At 71.4% G+C, this 15,320-nt stretch carries 17 protein-coding genes; 4 read left to right on the top strand and 13 right to left on the bottom strand.

Annotated elements, in window-relative coordinates; genetic code table 11:
• Positions 1-10: 10 nt before the first annotated feature.
• The 10 genes from AB0I23_RS10300 to hisD all read right to left on the bottom strand — a co-directional run bounded on the left by AB0I23_RS10300 (position 11) and on the right by hisD (position 7,809).
• Complete coding sequence (locus AB0I23_RS10300; RefSeq protein ID WP_359108673.1) at positions 11-1,255, bottom strand: MFS transporter; 1,245 nt, start codon at positions 1,253-1,255, stop codon at positions 11-13.
• A gap of 25 nt (positions 1,256-1,280) precedes the next feature.
• Positions 1,281-1,868, bottom strand: a complete 588-nt coding sequence (locus AB0I23_RS10295) for an ArsR/SmtB family transcription factor (protein WP_359108672.1) — start codon at positions 1,866-1,868, stop codon at positions 1,281-1,283.
• 173 nt (positions 1,869-2,041) lie between these two features.
• Positions 2,042-2,797: an imidazole glycerol phosphate synthase subunit HisF gene (gene hisF / locus AB0I23_RS10290; protein WP_359108670.1), complete on the bottom strand. Its 756-nt coding sequence runs from the start codon at positions 2,795-2,797 to the stop codon at positions 2,042-2,044.
• Entirely contained in the window at positions 2,794-3,192 is a 399-nt protein-coding gene (locus AB0I23_RS10285) for a RidA family protein (RefSeq protein WP_359108668.1), read from the bottom strand. The genes hisF and AB0I23_RS10285 overlap by 4 nt, the downstream gene beginning before the upstream one ends.
• Positions 3,189-3,917: a bifunctional 1-(5-phosphoribosyl)-5-((5-phosphoribosylamino)methylideneamino)imidazole-4-carboxamide isomerase/phosphoribosylanthranilate isomerase PriA gene (priA, locus tag AB0I23_RS10280; protein ID WP_037699035.1), complete on the bottom strand. Its 729-nt coding sequence runs from the start codon at positions 3,915-3,917 to the stop codon at positions 3,189-3,191. The genes AB0I23_RS10285 and priA overlap by 4 nt, the downstream gene beginning before the upstream one ends.
• Positions 3,917-4,558, bottom strand: a complete 642-nt coding sequence (hisH, locus tag AB0I23_RS10275; RefSeq protein WP_037699033.1) for an imidazole glycerol phosphate synthase subunit HisH — start codon at positions 4,556-4,558, stop codon at positions 3,917-3,919. Before hisH ends, priA begins: the two co-directional genes overlap by 1 nt.
• An 11-nt stretch (positions 4,559-4,569) precedes the next feature.
• The gene (locus AB0I23_RS10270) at positions 4,570-4,737 is read right to left on the bottom strand and encodes a hypothetical protein (RefSeq protein WP_359108666.1); all 168 of its coding nucleotides are present in this window, start codon (positions 4,735-4,737) and stop codon (positions 4,570-4,572) included.
• A complete protein-coding gene (gene hisB, locus AB0I23_RS10265) occupies positions 4,734-5,330 on the bottom strand; it encodes an imidazoleglycerol-phosphate dehydratase HisB (RefSeq protein WP_359108664.1) in 597 nt (198 codons plus the stop codon). Before hisB ends, AB0I23_RS10270 begins: the two co-directional genes overlap by 4 nt.
• Complete coding sequence (locus AB0I23_RS10260) at positions 5,327-6,463, bottom strand: histidinol-phosphate transaminase (RefSeq protein WP_359108662.1); 1,137 nt, start codon at positions 6,461-6,463, stop codon at positions 5,327-5,329. The genes hisB and AB0I23_RS10260 overlap by 4 nt, the downstream gene beginning before the upstream one ends.
• Positions 6,460-7,809, bottom strand: a complete 1,350-nt coding sequence (gene hisD, locus AB0I23_RS10255) for a histidinol dehydrogenase (RefSeq protein WP_359108660.1) — start codon at positions 7,807-7,809, stop codon at positions 6,460-6,462. The genes AB0I23_RS10260 and hisD overlap by 4 nt, the downstream gene beginning before the upstream one ends.
• A 169-nt stretch (positions 7,810-7,978) precedes the next feature.
• Between hisD and AB0I23_RS10250 the strand changes: the two genes are divergently transcribed.
• The 4 genes from AB0I23_RS10250 to ybaK all read left to right on the top strand — a co-directional run bounded on the left by AB0I23_RS10250 (position 7,979) and on the right by ybaK (position 12,132).
• Entirely contained in the window at positions 7,979-9,580 is a 1,602-nt protein-coding gene (locus AB0I23_RS10250) for an oxidoreductase (RefSeq protein ID WP_359108658.1), read from the top strand.
• Between the two features lie 233 nt (positions 9,581-9,813).
• Positions 9,814-10,851 carry a hypothetical protein gene (locus AB0I23_RS10245; RefSeq protein ID WP_359108656.1) on the top strand — a complete coding sequence of 346 codons (1,038 nt, stop codon included), beginning with the start codon at positions 9,814-9,816 and terminating at the stop codon, positions 10,849-10,851.
• 5 nt (positions 10,852-10,856) lie between these two features.
• The gene (locus AB0I23_RS10240; protein WP_359108654.1) at positions 10,857-11,606 is read left to right on the top strand and encodes an LON peptidase substrate-binding domain-containing protein; all 750 of its coding nucleotides are present in this window, start codon (positions 10,857-10,859) and stop codon (positions 11,604-11,606) included.
• 16 nt (positions 11,607-11,622) lie between these two features.
• Complete coding sequence (gene ybaK, locus AB0I23_RS10235) at positions 11,623-12,132, top strand: Cys-tRNA(Pro) deacylase (RefSeq protein WP_037699011.1); 510 nt, start codon at positions 11,623-11,625, stop codon at positions 12,130-12,132.
• A 503-nt stretch (positions 12,133-12,635) separates the two neighbouring features.
• Here ybaK and AB0I23_RS10230 read toward each other — a convergent pair.
• The 3 genes from AB0I23_RS10230 to AB0I23_RS10220 are packed head-to-tail and all read right to left on the bottom strand — an operon-like array spanning position 12,636 to position 15,274.
• The gene (locus AB0I23_RS10230; RefSeq protein ID WP_359108652.1) at positions 12,636-13,358 is read right to left on the bottom strand and encodes an ABC transporter permease; all 723 of its coding nucleotides are present in this window, start codon (positions 13,356-13,358) and stop codon (positions 12,636-12,638) included.
• Positions 13,359-13,392: 34 nt separating this feature from the next.
• The gene (locus tag AB0I23_RS10225) at positions 13,393-14,241 is read right to left on the bottom strand and encodes an ABC transporter permease (protein ID WP_436846909.1); all 849 of its coding nucleotides are present in this window, start codon (positions 14,239-14,241) and stop codon (positions 13,393-13,395) included.
• Between the two features lie 58 nt (positions 14,242-14,299).
• On the bottom strand, positions 14,300-15,274 hold the full coding sequence (locus tag AB0I23_RS10220; protein WP_359108828.1) for an ABC transporter ATP-binding protein: 975 nt from the start codon (positions 15,272-15,274) through the stop codon (positions 14,300-14,302).
• Between the last annotated feature and the right edge of the window lie 46 nt (positions 15,275-15,320).

The raw sequence follows: 15,320 nt of genomic DNA, 5'->3' as shown, positions 1-15,320 counted from the left end.
CGGGTCCGGGTCAGTCCGGAAGTTCCGCGCGGCGCAGCCGGGTGAAGGCCAGAGCGGCCACCGCCCCCGCCGCGCACACCGCGGCGCCGGCGACGAACACCGGGCCCGTCCCCCATACGCCGATGGAGGCTCCCGTGACCGGGTAGCTGAGCGGGGCGATCGCGTGCGTGAAGAGCGTCGAGACCGAGGTGACCCGGCCGAGGTAGGCGGGGTCGGCAGCGGTCTGGGTCAGGGCGCCGCACAGCGCGCCCCCGAGGCCCCCGAAGAGCCCGACGCAGACGGCGACGGCAACGGCGAAACCCACCGAGGGGGCGTAGGCCAGGGCCGCGATGGACACCGCGCCCACGAGCACGGTCAGGCACATCACCAGCCCGGCCCGTGGCACCCGGCCGCGTACGGCGAGCAACAGGGCCGACGCACCCGCGCCGATCCCGAACGCGGCGACGACCCAGCCCATGCCGGAAGCGCCCCAGCCGCGCTCGCGGACGAGCAGGATCAGTCCGAGATTGGTCGGCCCGGCGAAGCCCAGTTCGCTGAGGGCGACGGCGAGCATCAGCGGTCCGAGCACCGGGTGACGTCGGATGTGGCGCAGCCCGTCGACCAGGTCGTGCCAGGCGGTGCCGGACGGTTCGGCGGATTCCCGGGTGGGCAATGGGCTGATCCGCAGGGACAGGAGCAGCGGCAGCGATACGGCGAAGAGCACCCCGGCCGCGGCGAACGCGAGCCTCGGACCGCCGACGGCCACCGCGACACCACCGAGCGGTGCTCCGACGACAGTGGCGCCGCGCGAGGCGAGTCCGCGCAGCCCTTGGACGCGGGCCAGCTGTCCGGCGGCGGTGATCCGGGGCGGCAGGGCGCCCACGGCGGGCAGGAAGAGGGCGTCGACCGCGCCGAAGACGAGCGCGACGGCGATCAGCATCCACACGGCGGGTGAGGTGACCAGCAGCGCACCCGCCAGGCCCAGCACGACCAGGCAGCGGGCGGCGTCGCTGCCGATGACGACGCGGCGCGGTCCGATCCGGTCGGCGAGCACTCCCCCACCGAGCATCAGCAGGGCCCTGGGTATGGAGCTGACGGCGAGGACGAGTCCGGTCTGGGTGGCGCTGCCGGTGCGGGCGGCGGCCCAGGCGAGTGCCATGAAGTAGACGCTGTCGCCGATCATCGACGCCATGTAGGCGCCGAGCCAGCGCAGAACGTTTCCGTCGCGGTGGGCGGGGCGTTCGGGAGCTTCCGTGACTGTGGCGGTGACGGTCATGAGGCTGTCCTCCCGGGGCGCCGGCTCAGGTTCGGAACGGGAATGCGTACAGGTGCATGGCGACGTTCTCGCGCCCCTCCGTGTCGCCCGCCTCGTCGCGGGCACGTCCGAGCTCTTCGTACCGGTCGATCAGCTCGTGCACCTCGCGGCTGAGCGCGGCGAGCTCCTCGGCGGTGAGCCGTGCCAGGTACTCGGAGCCGGAGGAGGCGCTGCGCCACTCCGGCGACCAGCTCTGGGCCGAGTCGAGGTAGCGGAGGTACAGCTCGTTGCGCTGCTCGAACGAGAGCCGACCGACGGCGGTGTGCGTGGCGACCTTCTCGGGCGCGTCGCTGAAGTCCTCGTCGCGGAAGCTCAAACCCTTCGAGGCGGGCTGCCACCAGCGCTCCCGCCCGTCCTTGCTGTGCTGCTCGGCCTCCTCGATCAGACCGTGGTCGGCGAGCTTGCGCAGGTGGTAGCTGACCAGCGAGACCGCCTCGTCGACCTGCTCGGCGAGCTGGGAGGCGGTGGCCTGTCGGGAGATGTAGAGCAGCCGGTACAGCTTCATCCGCAGGGGGTGCCCGAATGCCTTCAGGGTCTCCAGATCCGAGATCCGGCGTGTTTCCTTGCTTGCCATGCACCTACTGTAGATAGGAAAGAAAACTTGCGCAATCTTTATTGCGCAATAAAAGTTGTGGGATTCCGGATGGCGGTGCTGCTGCGATCGGAGCGGAGACGGCCCGCGGAACGGCGATCGCCGGACGCAGCCGAAAAATCGGCTGCGCCCGGCGATCGATGCGTACGCGCGGGTCAGCGGACCGGGTGTCCGGCTTCCCTGAGAGCGCCCTTGACCTCGGAGATCCGCAGATCGCCGAAGTGGAAGACGGACGCGGCGAGCACCGCGTCGGCGCCTGCCGCGATGGCCGGTGCGAAGTGCGCGAGCCGGCCCGCGCCGCCGGAGGCGATGACGGGGACGGTGACGTGCTTGCGAACCGCGGCGATCATCTCGGTGTCGTAGCCGTCCTTCGTGCCGTCGGCGTCCATCGAGTTGAGCAGGATCTCGCCCGCGCCCAGCTCGGCGGCCCGGTGCGCCCATTCGACGGCGTCGATGCCGGTGCCCTTGCGGCCGCCGTGCGTGGTGACCTCGAAGGTGCCCGCGGGGGTACGCCGGGCGTCCACGGACAGCACGAGGACCTGCCGCCCGAACCGCTCGGCGATCTCCCGGATGAGGTCCGGGCGGGCGATCGCCGCGGTGTTGACGCCGACCTTGTCGGCGCCGGCCCGCAGCAGTTTGTCGACGTCGTCGACGGTACGGACGCCGCCGCCGACGGTGAGCGGAATGAAGACCTGCTCGGCGGTGCGGCGCACCACGTCGTAAGTCGTCTCCCGGTCGCCGCTGGACGCGGTGATGTCGAGGAAGGTCAGCTCGTCGGCGCCCTCGGCGTCGTACAGCTTGGCCATCTCGACGGGGTCACCCGCGTCACGCAGGTTCTGGAAGTTGACACCCTTGACGACCCGGCCGTTGTCGACGTCCAGGCACGGGATGACACGTACCGCGAGACTCATTGCGCACCTGCCCGGTAGGCCTCGATCTCGACCTCGACGACCAGGCTGGGGTCGACGAAACCGGAGACGATGATCATGGAAGCGGCGGGGCGTACGTCATCGAACAGCTCCTTGTGGGCGCGGCCGACCTCGTCCACGTCCCGGGCGTGCGTGAGGTACATCCGGGTACGGACGACGTCCTCGCGGCCCAGCCCCACCTGCTTCAGCGCGTCGAAGGCGACGTTGAAGGAGGCGACGGCCTGCTCGTACGGGCCGCCCGCGGAGATCTGTCCGTTGACGATCGACGTGCAGCCGGCGACCAGGACGAGCCCGTTCGGCAGCTGCACCGCGCGGGAGTAGCCGAACTTGTCCTCCCAGGGGGCGCCGGAGGAGATGCGGTTGACGGAGTCGGTCATCCGGAGACCACCTGCAGCGCCTCTTCGAGGGTGAACGCCTTCGCGTACAGCGCCTTGCCGACGATCGCGCCCTCGACGCCGTCCGGCACGAGCGAGGCGATCGCCCGCAGGTCGTCCAGCGAGGAGACACCGCCGGAGGCGACGACGGGCTTGTCGGTGGCGGCGCAGACGTTCTTCAGGAGCTCCAGGTTGGGGCCCTGGAGCGTGCCGTCCTTGGCGATGTCGGTGACGACGTAGCGGGCACAGCCCTCGGAATCGAGGCGGGCGAGCGTCTCGTAGAGGTCGCCGCCGTCGCGGGTCCAGCCGCGGCCGCGGAGCGTCGTACCGCGGACGTCGAGGCCGACGGCGATCTTGTCGCCGTGCTCGGCGATGACCTTGGCGACCCACTCGGGGGTCTCCAGCGCGGCGGTGCCGAGGTTGACCCGGGTACAGCCGGTGGCGAGGGCGGCGGCGAGCGAGGCGTCGTCACGGATGCCGCCGGACAGCTCGACCTTGATGTCCATGGAGCGGGCGACCTCGGCGATCTGCGCCCGGTTGTCACCGGTACCGAACGCGGCGTCCAGGTCGACGAGATGCAGCCACTCGGCGCCCGCCCGCTGCCAGGCGAGGGCGGCCTGCAGGGGGTCTCCGTACGAGGTCTCGGAGCCGGACTCGCCGTGCACGAGGCGTACGGCCTGGCCGTCGCGGACGTCGACGGCGGGGAGGAGCTCAAGCGTGGTGGACATCAGAGTGTTCCGATCCAGTTGGTCAGCAGCTGGGCACCGGCGTCGCCGGACTTCTCGGGGTGGAACTGGGTGGCCCACAGGGCGCCGTTCTCCACGGCGGCGACGAACGGCTCGCCGTGGGTGGCCCAGGTGACCCGAGGGGCGCGGATCCTGGCGTTCGTGACTTCGAGGCTCCAGTCGTGCACCGCGTACGAGTGCACGAAGTAGAACCGGGCCTCGGGGTCGAGACCGGCGAAGAGCTCGGAGTCCTCGGGGGACCGCACGGTGTTCCAGCCCATGTGCGGGACGACCGGGGCCTGCAGCGGGGCGACGGTGCCGGGCCACTCGTCGAGGCCCTCCGTCTCCACGCCGTGCTCGATGCCGCGCTCGAAGAGGATCTGCATGCCGACACAGATGCCCATCACGGGCCGACCGCCGGAGAGCCTGCGGCCGATGACCCATTCGCCGCGGGCCTTCTTCAGCCCCTCCATGCAGGCGGAGAACGCGCCGACGCCGGGCACCAGCAGCCCGTCGGCGTTCATCGCCCGGTCGAAGTCGCGGGTGATCTCGACGTCCGCGCCGACGTGGGCGAGGGCGCGCTCGGCGGAACGGACGTTGCCGAAGCCGTAGTCGAAGACGACGACCTTCTTCTTGTCACTCACAGGTCGCTCCCTCAGTCCCAGAGTCCCTGGATCCGCATGACACCTGCGGTCAGACACATCACGGATGCGATTCCGAGCAGCACGATGACGCCCTTGGGCATCTTCTGCTTCGAGAAGGAGTAGACGCCGCCGGCCAGGAAGAGGCCGAGGACGATCAGAATGGTGTTGAGGCCGGTCACAGCGCGCCCTTCGTGGAGGGAAGAATTCCGGCGGCACGCGGGTCGTGCTCACAGGCGTACCGCAGGGCGCGGGCGAGCGCCTTGAACTGACACTCCACGATGTGGTGTGCGTTGCGGCCGTACGGGACGTGGACGTGCAGGGCGATCTGCGCCTGGGCGACGAAGGACTCCAGGATGTGCCGGGTCATCGTGGTGTCGTACGAGCCGATCATCGGCGCGATGTTCTCCGGCTCGGTGTGCACCAGGTAGGGGCGGCCGGAGAGGTCGACGGTGACCTGGGCGAGCGACTCGTCCAGCGGGACGGTGCAGTTGCCGAAGCGGTAGATGCCGACCTTGTCGCCGAGTGCCTCCTTGAAGGCGGCGCCGAGGGCGAGGGCGGTGTCCTCGATCGTGTGGTGCGTGTCGATGTGCAGATCGCCCTCGGTCTTGACCGTGAGGTCGAAGAGGCCGTGGCGGCCGAGCTGGTCGAGCATGTGGTCGTAGAAGCCGACCCCGGTCGACACGTCGACCTTTCCGATGCCGTCGAGGTTGACCTCGACGAGCACGGACGTTTCCTTGGTGGTACGTTCCACGCGGCCTACGCGGGGGCTCATCCGTCGTGCTCCTTCTTGGCGTTCTCATTTACAAGCGTGCGTACCGCATCGAGGAACGCGTCGTTCTCTGCCGGGGTTCCTGCGGAGACCCGCAGCCATCCCGGTACGCCGTTGTCCCGGACCAGGACGCCCCGGTCGAGGATCTGCTGCCAGGCGGTGTGGCTGTCGGCGAAGCGGCCGAACTGGACGAAGTTGGCGTCCGAGTCCGTCACGTCGAAGCCGAGGGCACGCAGTTCGGTGACGATCCTGTCGCGCTCGCTCTTGAGCTGCGCGACGTATCCGAGGAGCGTGTCGGTGTGCTCCAGGGCGGCGAGCGCCGTGGCCTGGGTGACGGAGGAGAGATGGTACGGCAGCCGCACCAGCTGCACGGCGTCCACGACGGCCGGGTCGGCGGCGAGGTAGCCGAGCCGCAGACCGGCGGCGCCGAACGCCTTCGACATGGTGCGCGAGAGCACCAGGTTGGGCCGGCCCTCGATCAGCGGGAGCAGCGAGGGGTGGTGGCTGAATTCGCCGTACGCCTCGTCGACGACGACCATCGAGGGCCTGGCGGCCTGGGCGGCTTCGTACAGCGCGAGGACGGTGTCGGCGTCGACGGCGGTGCCCGTGGGGTTGTTGGGCGAGGTGATGAAGACGACGTCCGGCCGCTGCTCGGCGATCGCCTCGCACGCCGCGTCGACATCGATCGTGAAGTCGTCCTTGCGCGGTCCGGAGATCCAGCCGGTGCCGGTGCCGCGCGCGATGAGGGCGTGCATCGAGTACGAGGGCTCGAAGCCGATCGCGGTGCGTCCGGGTCCGCCGAAGGTCTGCAGCAGCTGCTGAAGCACCTCGTTGGAGCCGTTGGCCGCCCAGACGTTGGCGAGACCGACCTCGTGCCCGGCGGTGCGGGTGAGGTAGCGGGCCAGTTCGGTACGGAGTTCGACGGCGTCCCGGTCGGGGTAGCGGTTGAGGTCGCGGGCGGCCTCGCGGACGCGCTCGGCGATGCGGTCGACGAGCGCCTCGGGGAGCGGGTACGGGTTCTCGTTGGTGTTCAGCCGTACGGCCACGTCGAGCTGGGGCGCGCCGTACGGGGACTGACCACGGAGCTCGTCCCGGACCGGCAGGTCGTCGATACGGGTGGTGTTGCTGTTCGTCACTGCTGCGGAACCTTCCAGCCACTGTGCTCGTCCAGTTCGCCTTCGGCGAAACGGGCCTTGAGAGCGGCGCCGTGGGCGGGGAGGTCCTCCGCCTCGGCGAGGGTCACGACATGGTGGGTGACCTCGGCGAGCGCGTCGCGCGTGTAGTCGACGATGTGGATACCGCGCAGGAAGGACTGCACGGACAGGCCCGAGGAGTGACAGGCGCAGCCGCCGGTGGGCAGGACGTGGTTGGAGCCGGCACAGTAGTCGCCGAGCGAGACCGGGGCCCACGGGCCGACGAAGATCGCTCCGGCGTTGCGGACCCGGCCGGCGACGGCGGCGGCATCGGCGGTCTGGATCTCCAGGTGCTCGGCGGCGTACGCGTCGACGACCTTGAGACCGTCCTCCAGATCGTTGACCAGGACGATCGCGGACTGGCGGCCGGCCAGCGCGGGCTCGATCCGGTCGGTGATGTGCTTGGTCGCGGCGATCTGCGGTTTCAGCTCTGCCTCGGTGGCGGCGGCCAGTTCCTCGGAGTCGGTGACGAGGACGGCGGCGGCCATCGGGTCGTGCTCTGCCTGGCTGATCAGATCGGCGGCGACGTGCACCGGGTCGGCGGTGGAGTCGGCGAGGATCGCGATCTCGGTGGGGCCGGCCTCGGCGTCGATGCCGATGCGGCCCTTGAGGAGGCGCTTGGCGGCGGCGACATAGATGTTGCCGGGGCCGGTGACGAGGTTCACCGGAAGACATTCGGCCGTTCCGTACGCAAACATCGCGACGGCCTGGGCGCCACCGGCGGCATACACCTCGTCGACGCCGAGCAGGGCGCAGGCGGCGAGGATGGTGGGGTGCGGCAGACCGTCGAACGCCTTCTGCGGCGGGGAGGCGACGGCGATCCCCTCGACACCCGCCTCCTGCGCCGGTACGACGTTCATGACCACGGACGACGGGTAGACGGAGCGCCCGCCCGGCACGTACAGACCGACGCGCTCGACGGGCACCCACTTCTCGGTGACGGTGCCGCCGGGGACGACCTGCGTGGTGTGCGTGGTGCGGCGCTGTTCGTGGTGGACGAGGCGGGCGCGGCGGATCGACTCCTCCAGGGCGGCCCGTACGGCGGGATCGAGCCGGTCCAGCGCCTCGGACAGGGCTGCGGCCGGGACCCGGATCGAGTCGATCCGTACGCCGTCGAATTTCTCTCCCCACTCGATCACTGCCGCTGAGCCACGATGGCGTACGTCCTCGCAGATGGGGCGCACCGTCTCCAGTGCGGCTTCCACGTCGAACTCGGCACGGGGCAGCAGGTCGCGCAGGTCGCCGCCCTCCGGGAGGGCATTGCCGCGCAGATCGATTCGAGAGATCACACCCCAATTCTCTCAGACCGCCTCCGGCGACAGTTCGGCCGTATCACTGACTGATACGTGACCCGGCCGTCACAGCCGACCACTCCCGGCCACTCCTGACCGCGAGCGTTCACGCCGTCACCCAGAGGGAACACAGAGGGAACAACGGCTGCAAGCGGAAGGGGCCCCGGTGACCGAACCGCAGGACAGCGGGATCCCGGACAGCCTCAGTGCGGCGGAACTGGGCATGTGGCGGGCGTTCCGGAACGGCAGCACCTACGACCTGCGCGCCCGCGACCCGATGCGGGACGACCCGTTCGCTCCGACGGTCTGGGGCGCCGAGCGCAGCGTGGACGCCCGTGTCGTCGCCCGGCTGCTGCTGAGCGGGCCGCCCGCCCGGCCCGGACGGGTCGCCGCGCTGAAACTGCGGGGCTTACGGATCATCGGGACGCTCGATCTCGCGGGCGGGCGTGTCGCGCCGTACGTGGAGCTGACGGGTTGCCGCTTCGAGGAGGAGGTGGTCCTGCCGGAGTGTCACTTCACGACGTTGCGGATGGTCGGCTGCGCGGTGCCGCGGCTGGAGGCGGCGCGGCTGCGCACCGAGGGCGACCTCCATCTGCCGCGCTGCCGGATCGAGCGTGGGATCCGGCTCACCGACGCCCATATCGGCACCGATCTGCTGCTCAATCAGATCGAGCTCGGGGCCGACCGGCAGGGCCGCGCGCTCGCCGGGGACGGTCTGACGGTCGCGCAGGACCTGCAGGCGGAGATGGTCGAGACGCGTGGCGAGCTGAGCCTGCGCGGCGCGAAGGTCGGCGGTTCGCTGAGTCTGCGCGGCAGCCGGCTGCGGGCGGGGCCCGGCCGGCGCGCACTGAACGCCCCGCAGCTGACGGTGGAGCGGACGTTGTACATGACCGAGGCGTGGGTCAGCGTCGACACGGGGAACCCGGGCACCACTCCCCCGTACGGCATCGTCATGGCCCCGACCCCTGCGCACGGCACCCGGGCGCAGGTCTTCGAGTGCCGTGGCGGGGTGCGGCTTGACGACGGGCGGTTCGGTGACGCGGTCGACGTGCACAAGGCCCGGTTCGTGCTGGCGCCCCGCGAGGAGCTGTCGCTGCGCCGGATCGTCGCCCCGGAGCTGCGGTTCAACGCGGAGCGCCCGGAGGAGGGCCGGGTCGTGCTCAACGGCGCGAAGGTCGTCACGCTGATCGATGTGTCGAGCAGCTGGCCGGGACCCGGCGGGCTCGCGATGGGCGGCTTCGTCTACGAGAACCTCGTCCCGTACGGGCACTTCCCGCTCTCCCGCCGCCTGGACTGGCTGGCGTCGGCGACCCCCGAGTACATACCGGAGCCGTACGAACGGCTGGCGGCGGTGCTCCGCAACTGCGGGGAGGACGCGGACGCCCGCGAGGTGCTGCTCGCCAAGCAGCGGCGTCGGCGCGAGACGCTGCCGCCCGCCGCGAAGCTGTGGGGGATCCTCCAGGACTGGACGGTGGCTTACGGCTACCGGCCCGGGCGGGCGGCGGTATGGATGGCGGTGCTGTGGGCGGCCGGGGCGATGGCCTTCTCGCAGTACGAGCCGACGGCGATCAAGCGGGACGAGCACCCGGAGTGGAACGCGGCGCTGTACGCGCTGGATCTCCTGGTGCCGGTGATCAACCTCGGGCAGGACGGTTACTGGCGGATGGAGGGCGGCTGGCAGTGGGCGGCAGCCGCGCTGGTGCTGCTGGGGTGGATATTGGCCACGACGGTGGCGGCGGGCGCGTCCCGGCTGCTGCGCCGCGGCTGACCGGGCACGGCCGGGACAGTCCGCCTTCTGCCCGCAGGCAGGGGCCTGTCGGACGCTCCGACGGGTGGCCGCCCCCGGCCGACACGCAACGGACACGGACCACCCGAGCACGATGATCAAGCCAGATCCGCCTTCATCCTTTACTCTTTATTGACCCTTCTCAGGGCAACCTCTGCACTCGCCACCAAAGCTTCACAGCGCCCCTCTGGCGCCGCCTCGACCAGCGCTTTTCAATGGTCTGCACCATGTCATTCCTTCGCGCCCTGCTCCGTACCGCGCGCATGATCCGGCACGCGCCGCAATTGTCCGCCGGACTGCCCGCGGACGATGCGGTGCTGCTCGACACCCCCGACGAGCGGCTCTCCCCCGCGCTCGTCGCCGCCGCACTCGGGGAGTACGAGCCGGCCGCCAAGCTCCTCGCCACCACCCGGGACGCCGCCGAGTGGGAGAACCGCGACCGTTACCTCGGCCGGCTCGTCACCTTCACCCGCCACCGCGACAGCTGGCTGGCCGACTGGCTCGACGCCGCCCCGCACGACCCGGACGCACTGCTCGTCAAGGCCGAGCTGGCTGTCCGGCGCGCCTGGGAGTCACCGGCCCGTGCCGAGCAGCTGCGCGACGTGGCACCGCTGATCAGCGCGGCGGCCGAGAGTGATCCGCGCGACCCGGTGCCCTGGCGGCTCGCGCTCGACCACGCCCGCGGCACGCATGCCTCGCACACCACCTTCGAGGCACTGTGGGAGCAGGCCATTCGGCGCTCCTCGCACCACTACGGCTGCCACGTCGCGGCGCTGCAGTACCTCTCCGCCGCCTGGTACGGCTCGCACCGCGAGTGCTTCGACTTCGCCGAACAGGCCGCCGAGGACTCGCTGCCCAGCTCGCTGGTACAGGCGCTGCCGGTGCGGGCCGCGTTCGCACTGCTGATCGCCGGTCCCGAGGCGCGGACGGCATCGGTCCTGGAGGAGCGGATCGACCGGGCCGCGGATCTGGCGATCGCGCTGTCCGCCACGTACGAGCCGGGCGATCCCTGGCCGGCCGAGGTTCGCAATCTGCTGGCATACGTGCTGGTCGTCCGGGGTCGCTGGGACGAGGCGCTGGAACAGTTCCGGCTGATCGGGCCCCATGCGACGTCGTTCCCGTGGTCCCTGGTCTCCGACGATCCGCTCGGCCAGTTCCTGGACGCGCGGGACGGGGTACGTCTCCAGGTGGCGTCCGCGATGCCTTTGCGGTACCGGGCCGGCCACGGCGGGTCGCGCGGCCATTACGCTTGACCGTTGTGACCACCGCTCGTCTGCCCCTCTTCCCGCTGAACGCGGTGCTGTTCCCCGGCCTCGTGCTGCCGCTCAACGTCTTCGAGGAGCGGTATCGCGCCATGATGCGCGAGCTGCTGAAGACCGATGAGGACGAACCGCGCCGCTTCGTCGTGGTCGCGATCCGCGACGGCCGCGAGATCGCCCCGACCGCCGTCGGCATGCCGGACGCCACCGCGGTGCCCTCCGCAACCGAGCGCGCTCCCGCCGACGGCTTCGGCCCCGACCCGATCCAGGCGTTCCACCGGGTCGGCTGTGTCGCGGACGCGGCAAAGATCCGGGAACGCGCGGACGGCAGCTTCGAGGTCCTGGCGACCGGCACCACCCGGGTCAAGCTGCTCTCGGTCGACGCGACCGGCCCCTACCTGACGGCCGAGATCGAAGTGCTCGACGAGGACACCGGCGACGAGGCGGGCGCCCTCGCCGAGGGCGTACTGCGGGCGTTCCGCGGCTACCAGAAGCGCCTGGCCGGAGCGAGCGAGCGTTCCCTGACGACAGGCGCGGAACTGCCGGACGACCCATCGGTCGTCTCGTACCTGGTGGCCGCCGCCACGATCCTCGACATCCCGTCGAAGCAGCGACTGCTGCAGGCACCGGACACGGCGACGCGACTGCGCGAGGAACTGACGCTCCTGCGCTCCGAGACGGCCGTCATCCGGCACCTGCCGTCCCTGCCCGCAGTCGACCTGACCAAGGCGCCGACCCACCCCAACTGATGCGAGGACCCTGCCCGTGGCAAAGAAGCCGAAGAAACACCAGCAGTCCGGCTCCGGCGGCACTCCGGCGACGGTCGCCCTGACCGCGGCGGGCACCCCTTTCACGACCCACGCGTACGAGCACGACCCGGCCTCCCCCTCGTACGGTGAGGAGGCGGCGGAAGCGCTGGGCGTCTCCCCCGAGCGGGTCTTCAAAACCCTGGTGGCCGACGTGGACGGCACCCTGACCGTGGCTGTCGTCCCGGTGGCCGGCTCCCTGGACCTGAAGGCCCTGGCAGCGGCGGTCGGAGGCAAGCGGGCCGCGATGGCGGACCCGGCGGCGGCGGAACGCACGACGGGCTATGTACGGGGCGGCATCTCTCCCCTGGGCCAGCGGAAGCGGCTGCCGACGGTGCTGGACGAGTCGGCGCAGTCCCACGAGACGATCTGCGTATCGGCGGGCCGCCGCGGCCTGGAGGTGGAACTGGCCCCGACGGATCTGGCTTCGCTGACGGGAGCGGTGTTCGCGTCCATCGGCCGGGCGTAGCGCACGCGGCCCCCGGGGGCACTCTCAGCCCAGAGGTATTCGCTGCCCCGGGTCGCTTCCGACCCGGGGACATTCGCAGCCCCAGCTCACTTCCAGCCCGGGGCACATCCGGTCCCGGGTCACTTCCAGCCTCGGGGTCACATCGAACCCCGGGGGCACTTCCACCTCGGGTCCCATCGAGCCCGGGTCACTTCCAGCCCCGGTGGACCCTCGGAGCCTGTCGGGTGACCTTCGATCGGAGAGCGGACGCGGCATGGTGCGTGCGATTCCAAGGCGCCGGGATGGCCTCCGATGGGGTCTCCCCTGCTCGAACGAAGCCGAGAGCTCGGGGAAGGAGCCACCAGGGCATTTCGGCAACGCCGGAAGCGTGCGTGCCAGCCCCGGGGGCACTTCCAGCCCGTCCGGCGACCCCGGACCGGGGGTCCGAGGCAGGGCCCCGGCCGCGGGAAGGCGCGGGGCGCCGCACAGCGGCCCCGCCCCCGTAGTCCCGGCCGCCCCGCTCCCTACGGCTCCGTCGGAGGCGCAGGCGCAGGCCCCGACGACGGCGAGGTCGAAGGAGAAGGCGGAGACGAGGGCCCCACCGGGCCCGTACCCCCCGGCACATCCCAGACTCCCCACTCCGGCTCCGGATCCCGCGGCCCGAACGCCGCGGTCAGCGCCAGATGAACGACCATCGCCGCCAGCGACCAGGCCAGCAACGCCCCCTTCGCATGCAGGTCGAGCGGCGCATCGAACACCACCCCCTTGCCGACCTCACGCGCATGGGCGACCACATCACGTTCCGGTCCGAGCCAGACGCCCACTCCCCAGGCCACCAGGGATCCGAGCAGCCCGCCCAGGGCAAGCCCCACGACCAGTGCGATCCCGCCACGTCGGTGGAACCAGAAGGCCAGCGCCGCGGACACCGCCCCGAACGCGAGGGCGAGCAGCACGAACGTACCGTCGCTCCCGATCGCCTCCTCGCCCTCGCTGTCCTTGAGGAAGACCGCTTGGCTGTCGGAGATCAGCGGAACCCGCGGCGACAGCCAGAGCCACAACAGTCCGAGCCCGAGGCCGGCCACCGTCAGCGCGACGGCGACGACGGCCGCCCGCCGCAGATCGGTCCGCGGATCGCGCTCCTCCTGCGACTGCAGGTGGGCCCCGGGACCGGAGCCACCACCCTTCGGCGGCGTCTGCCAGGGGCCATTGGACGAGGGCTGGTCGGGCGGTGTCAGAGGTGCGGTCACCGTGCCATCGTGCCAGGCGCCCCTGTGCCGCGCCTCACCGGACCGCTGCCCTGCGGTATGCCCAGGTCGCCACGGCCAGTGAGAGGACACCGACGACGGCGCAGACGGCAAGGTCGAGGCCGACGACCGCCCAGTCCGGATGGGCGTCGAACGACCGCGACAGCGCCTCGACCCCGTACGTCGAGGGCAGCAGATCGCGCGCCCAGCCGATCGGCGCGGGCATCCGGCCGGCCGGCAGCACCCCGAGCAGCAACGCCGCCGACATGCCGAGCTGTCCGAACAGCGTGGCCAGCTCCTGTCGGGGTGCGAGCAGTCCGAGCGCGGCGCCCAGCCCGGACAGCGCGGCCCCGGCGAACGGAATGACGGCGACGAGCACCCACAGGTGAGTCATCGGCAGCTGGAAGAGCACACTCCCGGTGACCGCGGTGACGATCGTGCCGGGCACCGTGAAGGAGGCGTACGCCCCCGCCGCACCGAGCACCACCGCGGCGGGCGGCACCGGCAGGGTGGCGTAGTGGTCGAGCCCGCCGCCGGCCCGTAGCTGTCCGAAGTACTGGGCGAGCAGGTTGAGTGCGACGAAGGCGACGACGAGGACGCTGGATCCGGCGACGACGGCCCGTGCCTCGGCGCCGCCGTCGACGACCCCGCGCATCAGGATCATGATCCCGACGGACTGGAAGGTCGCCACGAAGAGCAACGGGATCCGGGCGACTCTGGCCCGGGACAGCTGGGCACGGTAGACGGCCGCGAGCGAGGGGAACAGCCGGGCCCGCGGCGCGAGCGGTGCGGGCCCGGCACCGAGGCGGTCCTCGGCCCCGGCGGGAGAACCGCTTCCGGCCGCCTTCCGAGCACCGGCCGCCTCCGCAGGAACAATGCTCGTCACCTGGTGCTGCTCCCGTTCGGTCCCTGCCCGGCCGTACATCCGTACCCGATCCCCGCGGTCATGCCTTCACCAGCCCCTGCGTAGCGTCCCCGCCGAGCGCCAGGTAGACGTCCTCCAGGCTCGGCGTCGCCAGTGTGAAGTCGTCGAGTGCGGCGAACGCGGCCCCGGCGGTCACCGCGGCGACCGCTGCCCGTGCCTCGTCCGGCCCGAGCCGCAGCACCCAGCGGCGCCCCGACTCCTGTGCGGACTCCCGCAGCGCGGCCACCTCGGGAACATCCAGCGGCGCGCGGTCGCGCCACACCAGCTCGACCCGGACCTCGCCCGCCACCCGCTCCTTGAGGCCGGTGGGTGTGTCGCAGGCGATGACCTTGCCGCGTTCGAGGACGGCGACCCGGTCGAGGACGGTCTCTGCCTCGATGACGTTGTGGGTGACCAGCAGCACCGTCGCACCGTGCTCGGCGCGGCGCCGGTCGACGGCGGCCCAGACCGCGCGCCGGGCGACGGGGTCCATCCCGGTCGTCGGTTCGTCGAGGATGAGGACCGGCCGCTCCCCGACCAGGGTGGCGGCGAAGCAGGCAAGCCGCCGCTGCCCGCCGGAGAGCTTGTTCAGGGGTCGCGCCGCGATGTCGGTGAGGCCGAGCTCTTCGAGCACGGCGTCGCGCGCGGCGCGGGCCTCCCGTACCGCGAGTCCGCGCAGCCGCCCGGTGGTCTCGGCGGCGAGCGAAACGGTCAGCTCGTCGAGGGCGGTCGACTCCTGCCCGAGGTACCCGATCAGACGGGAGGCCCGCTCGGGGTGGCGCACGAGGTCGTGCCCGAGCATCTCGACGCTGCCGGAGTCGGGCCGCATCAGCCCGGTGAGCTGTCGTACGAGGGTGGACTTGCCCGCGCCGTTGGGCCCGAGCAGTCCGAAGATCTCACCGCGTCGGACGTCGAGGCTGATCCCGTCGGTCGCGCGCACCTCGGGGGTGGCGGGTGTGCCGCGGCGGCCGCGGGCGGCGGGATAGGTCTTGACCAGATCACGCACCGCACACACGGTCCCGGTCGCCGTCTGCGCCTGTGCTGTGCCCGTACTCACGAGG

Source organism: Streptomyces atratus, assembly GCF_040655115.1.
GTDB lineage: Bacteria > Actinomycetota > Actinomycetes > Streptomycetales > Streptomycetaceae > Streptomyces > Streptomyces atratus_D.
The sequence above is the reverse complement of the archived record's forward strand: the minus strand, read 5'-3'. Positions and strand labels throughout refer to the sequence as shown.

What these genes read in the sequence shown, in the direction of transcription:
- hisB (WP_359108664.1), bottom strand. Translation starts at nt 5,330, where the DNA reads ATGAGCCCCCGCGTAGGCCGCGTGGAACGTACCACCAAGGAAACGTCC.
- AB0I23_RS10285 (WP_359108668.1), bottom strand. Translation starts at nt 3,192, where the DNA reads ATGACCGACTCCGTCAACCGCATCTCCTCCGGCGCCCCCTGGGAGGAC.
- hisF (WP_359108670.1), bottom strand. Translation starts at nt 2,797, where the DNA reads ATGAGTCTCGCGGTACGTGTCATCCCGTGCCTGGACGTCGACAACGGC.
- AB0I23_RS10300 (WP_359108673.1), bottom strand. Translation starts at nt 1,255, where the DNA reads ATGACCGTCACCGCCACAGTCACGGAAGCTCCCGAACGCCCCGCCCAC.
- AB0I23_RS10295 (WP_359108672.1), bottom strand. Translation starts at nt 1,868, where the DNA reads ATGGCAAGCAAGGAAACACGCCGGATCTCGGATCTGGAGACCCTGAAG.
- priA (WP_037699035.1), bottom strand. Translation starts at nt 3,917, where the DNA reads ATGTCCACCACGCTTGAGCTCCTCCCCGCCGTCGACGTCCGCGACGGC.
- AB0I23_RS10245 (WP_359108656.1), top strand. Translation starts at nt 9,814, where the DNA reads ATGGTCTGCACCATGTCATTCCTTCGCGCCCTGCTCCGTACCGCGCGC.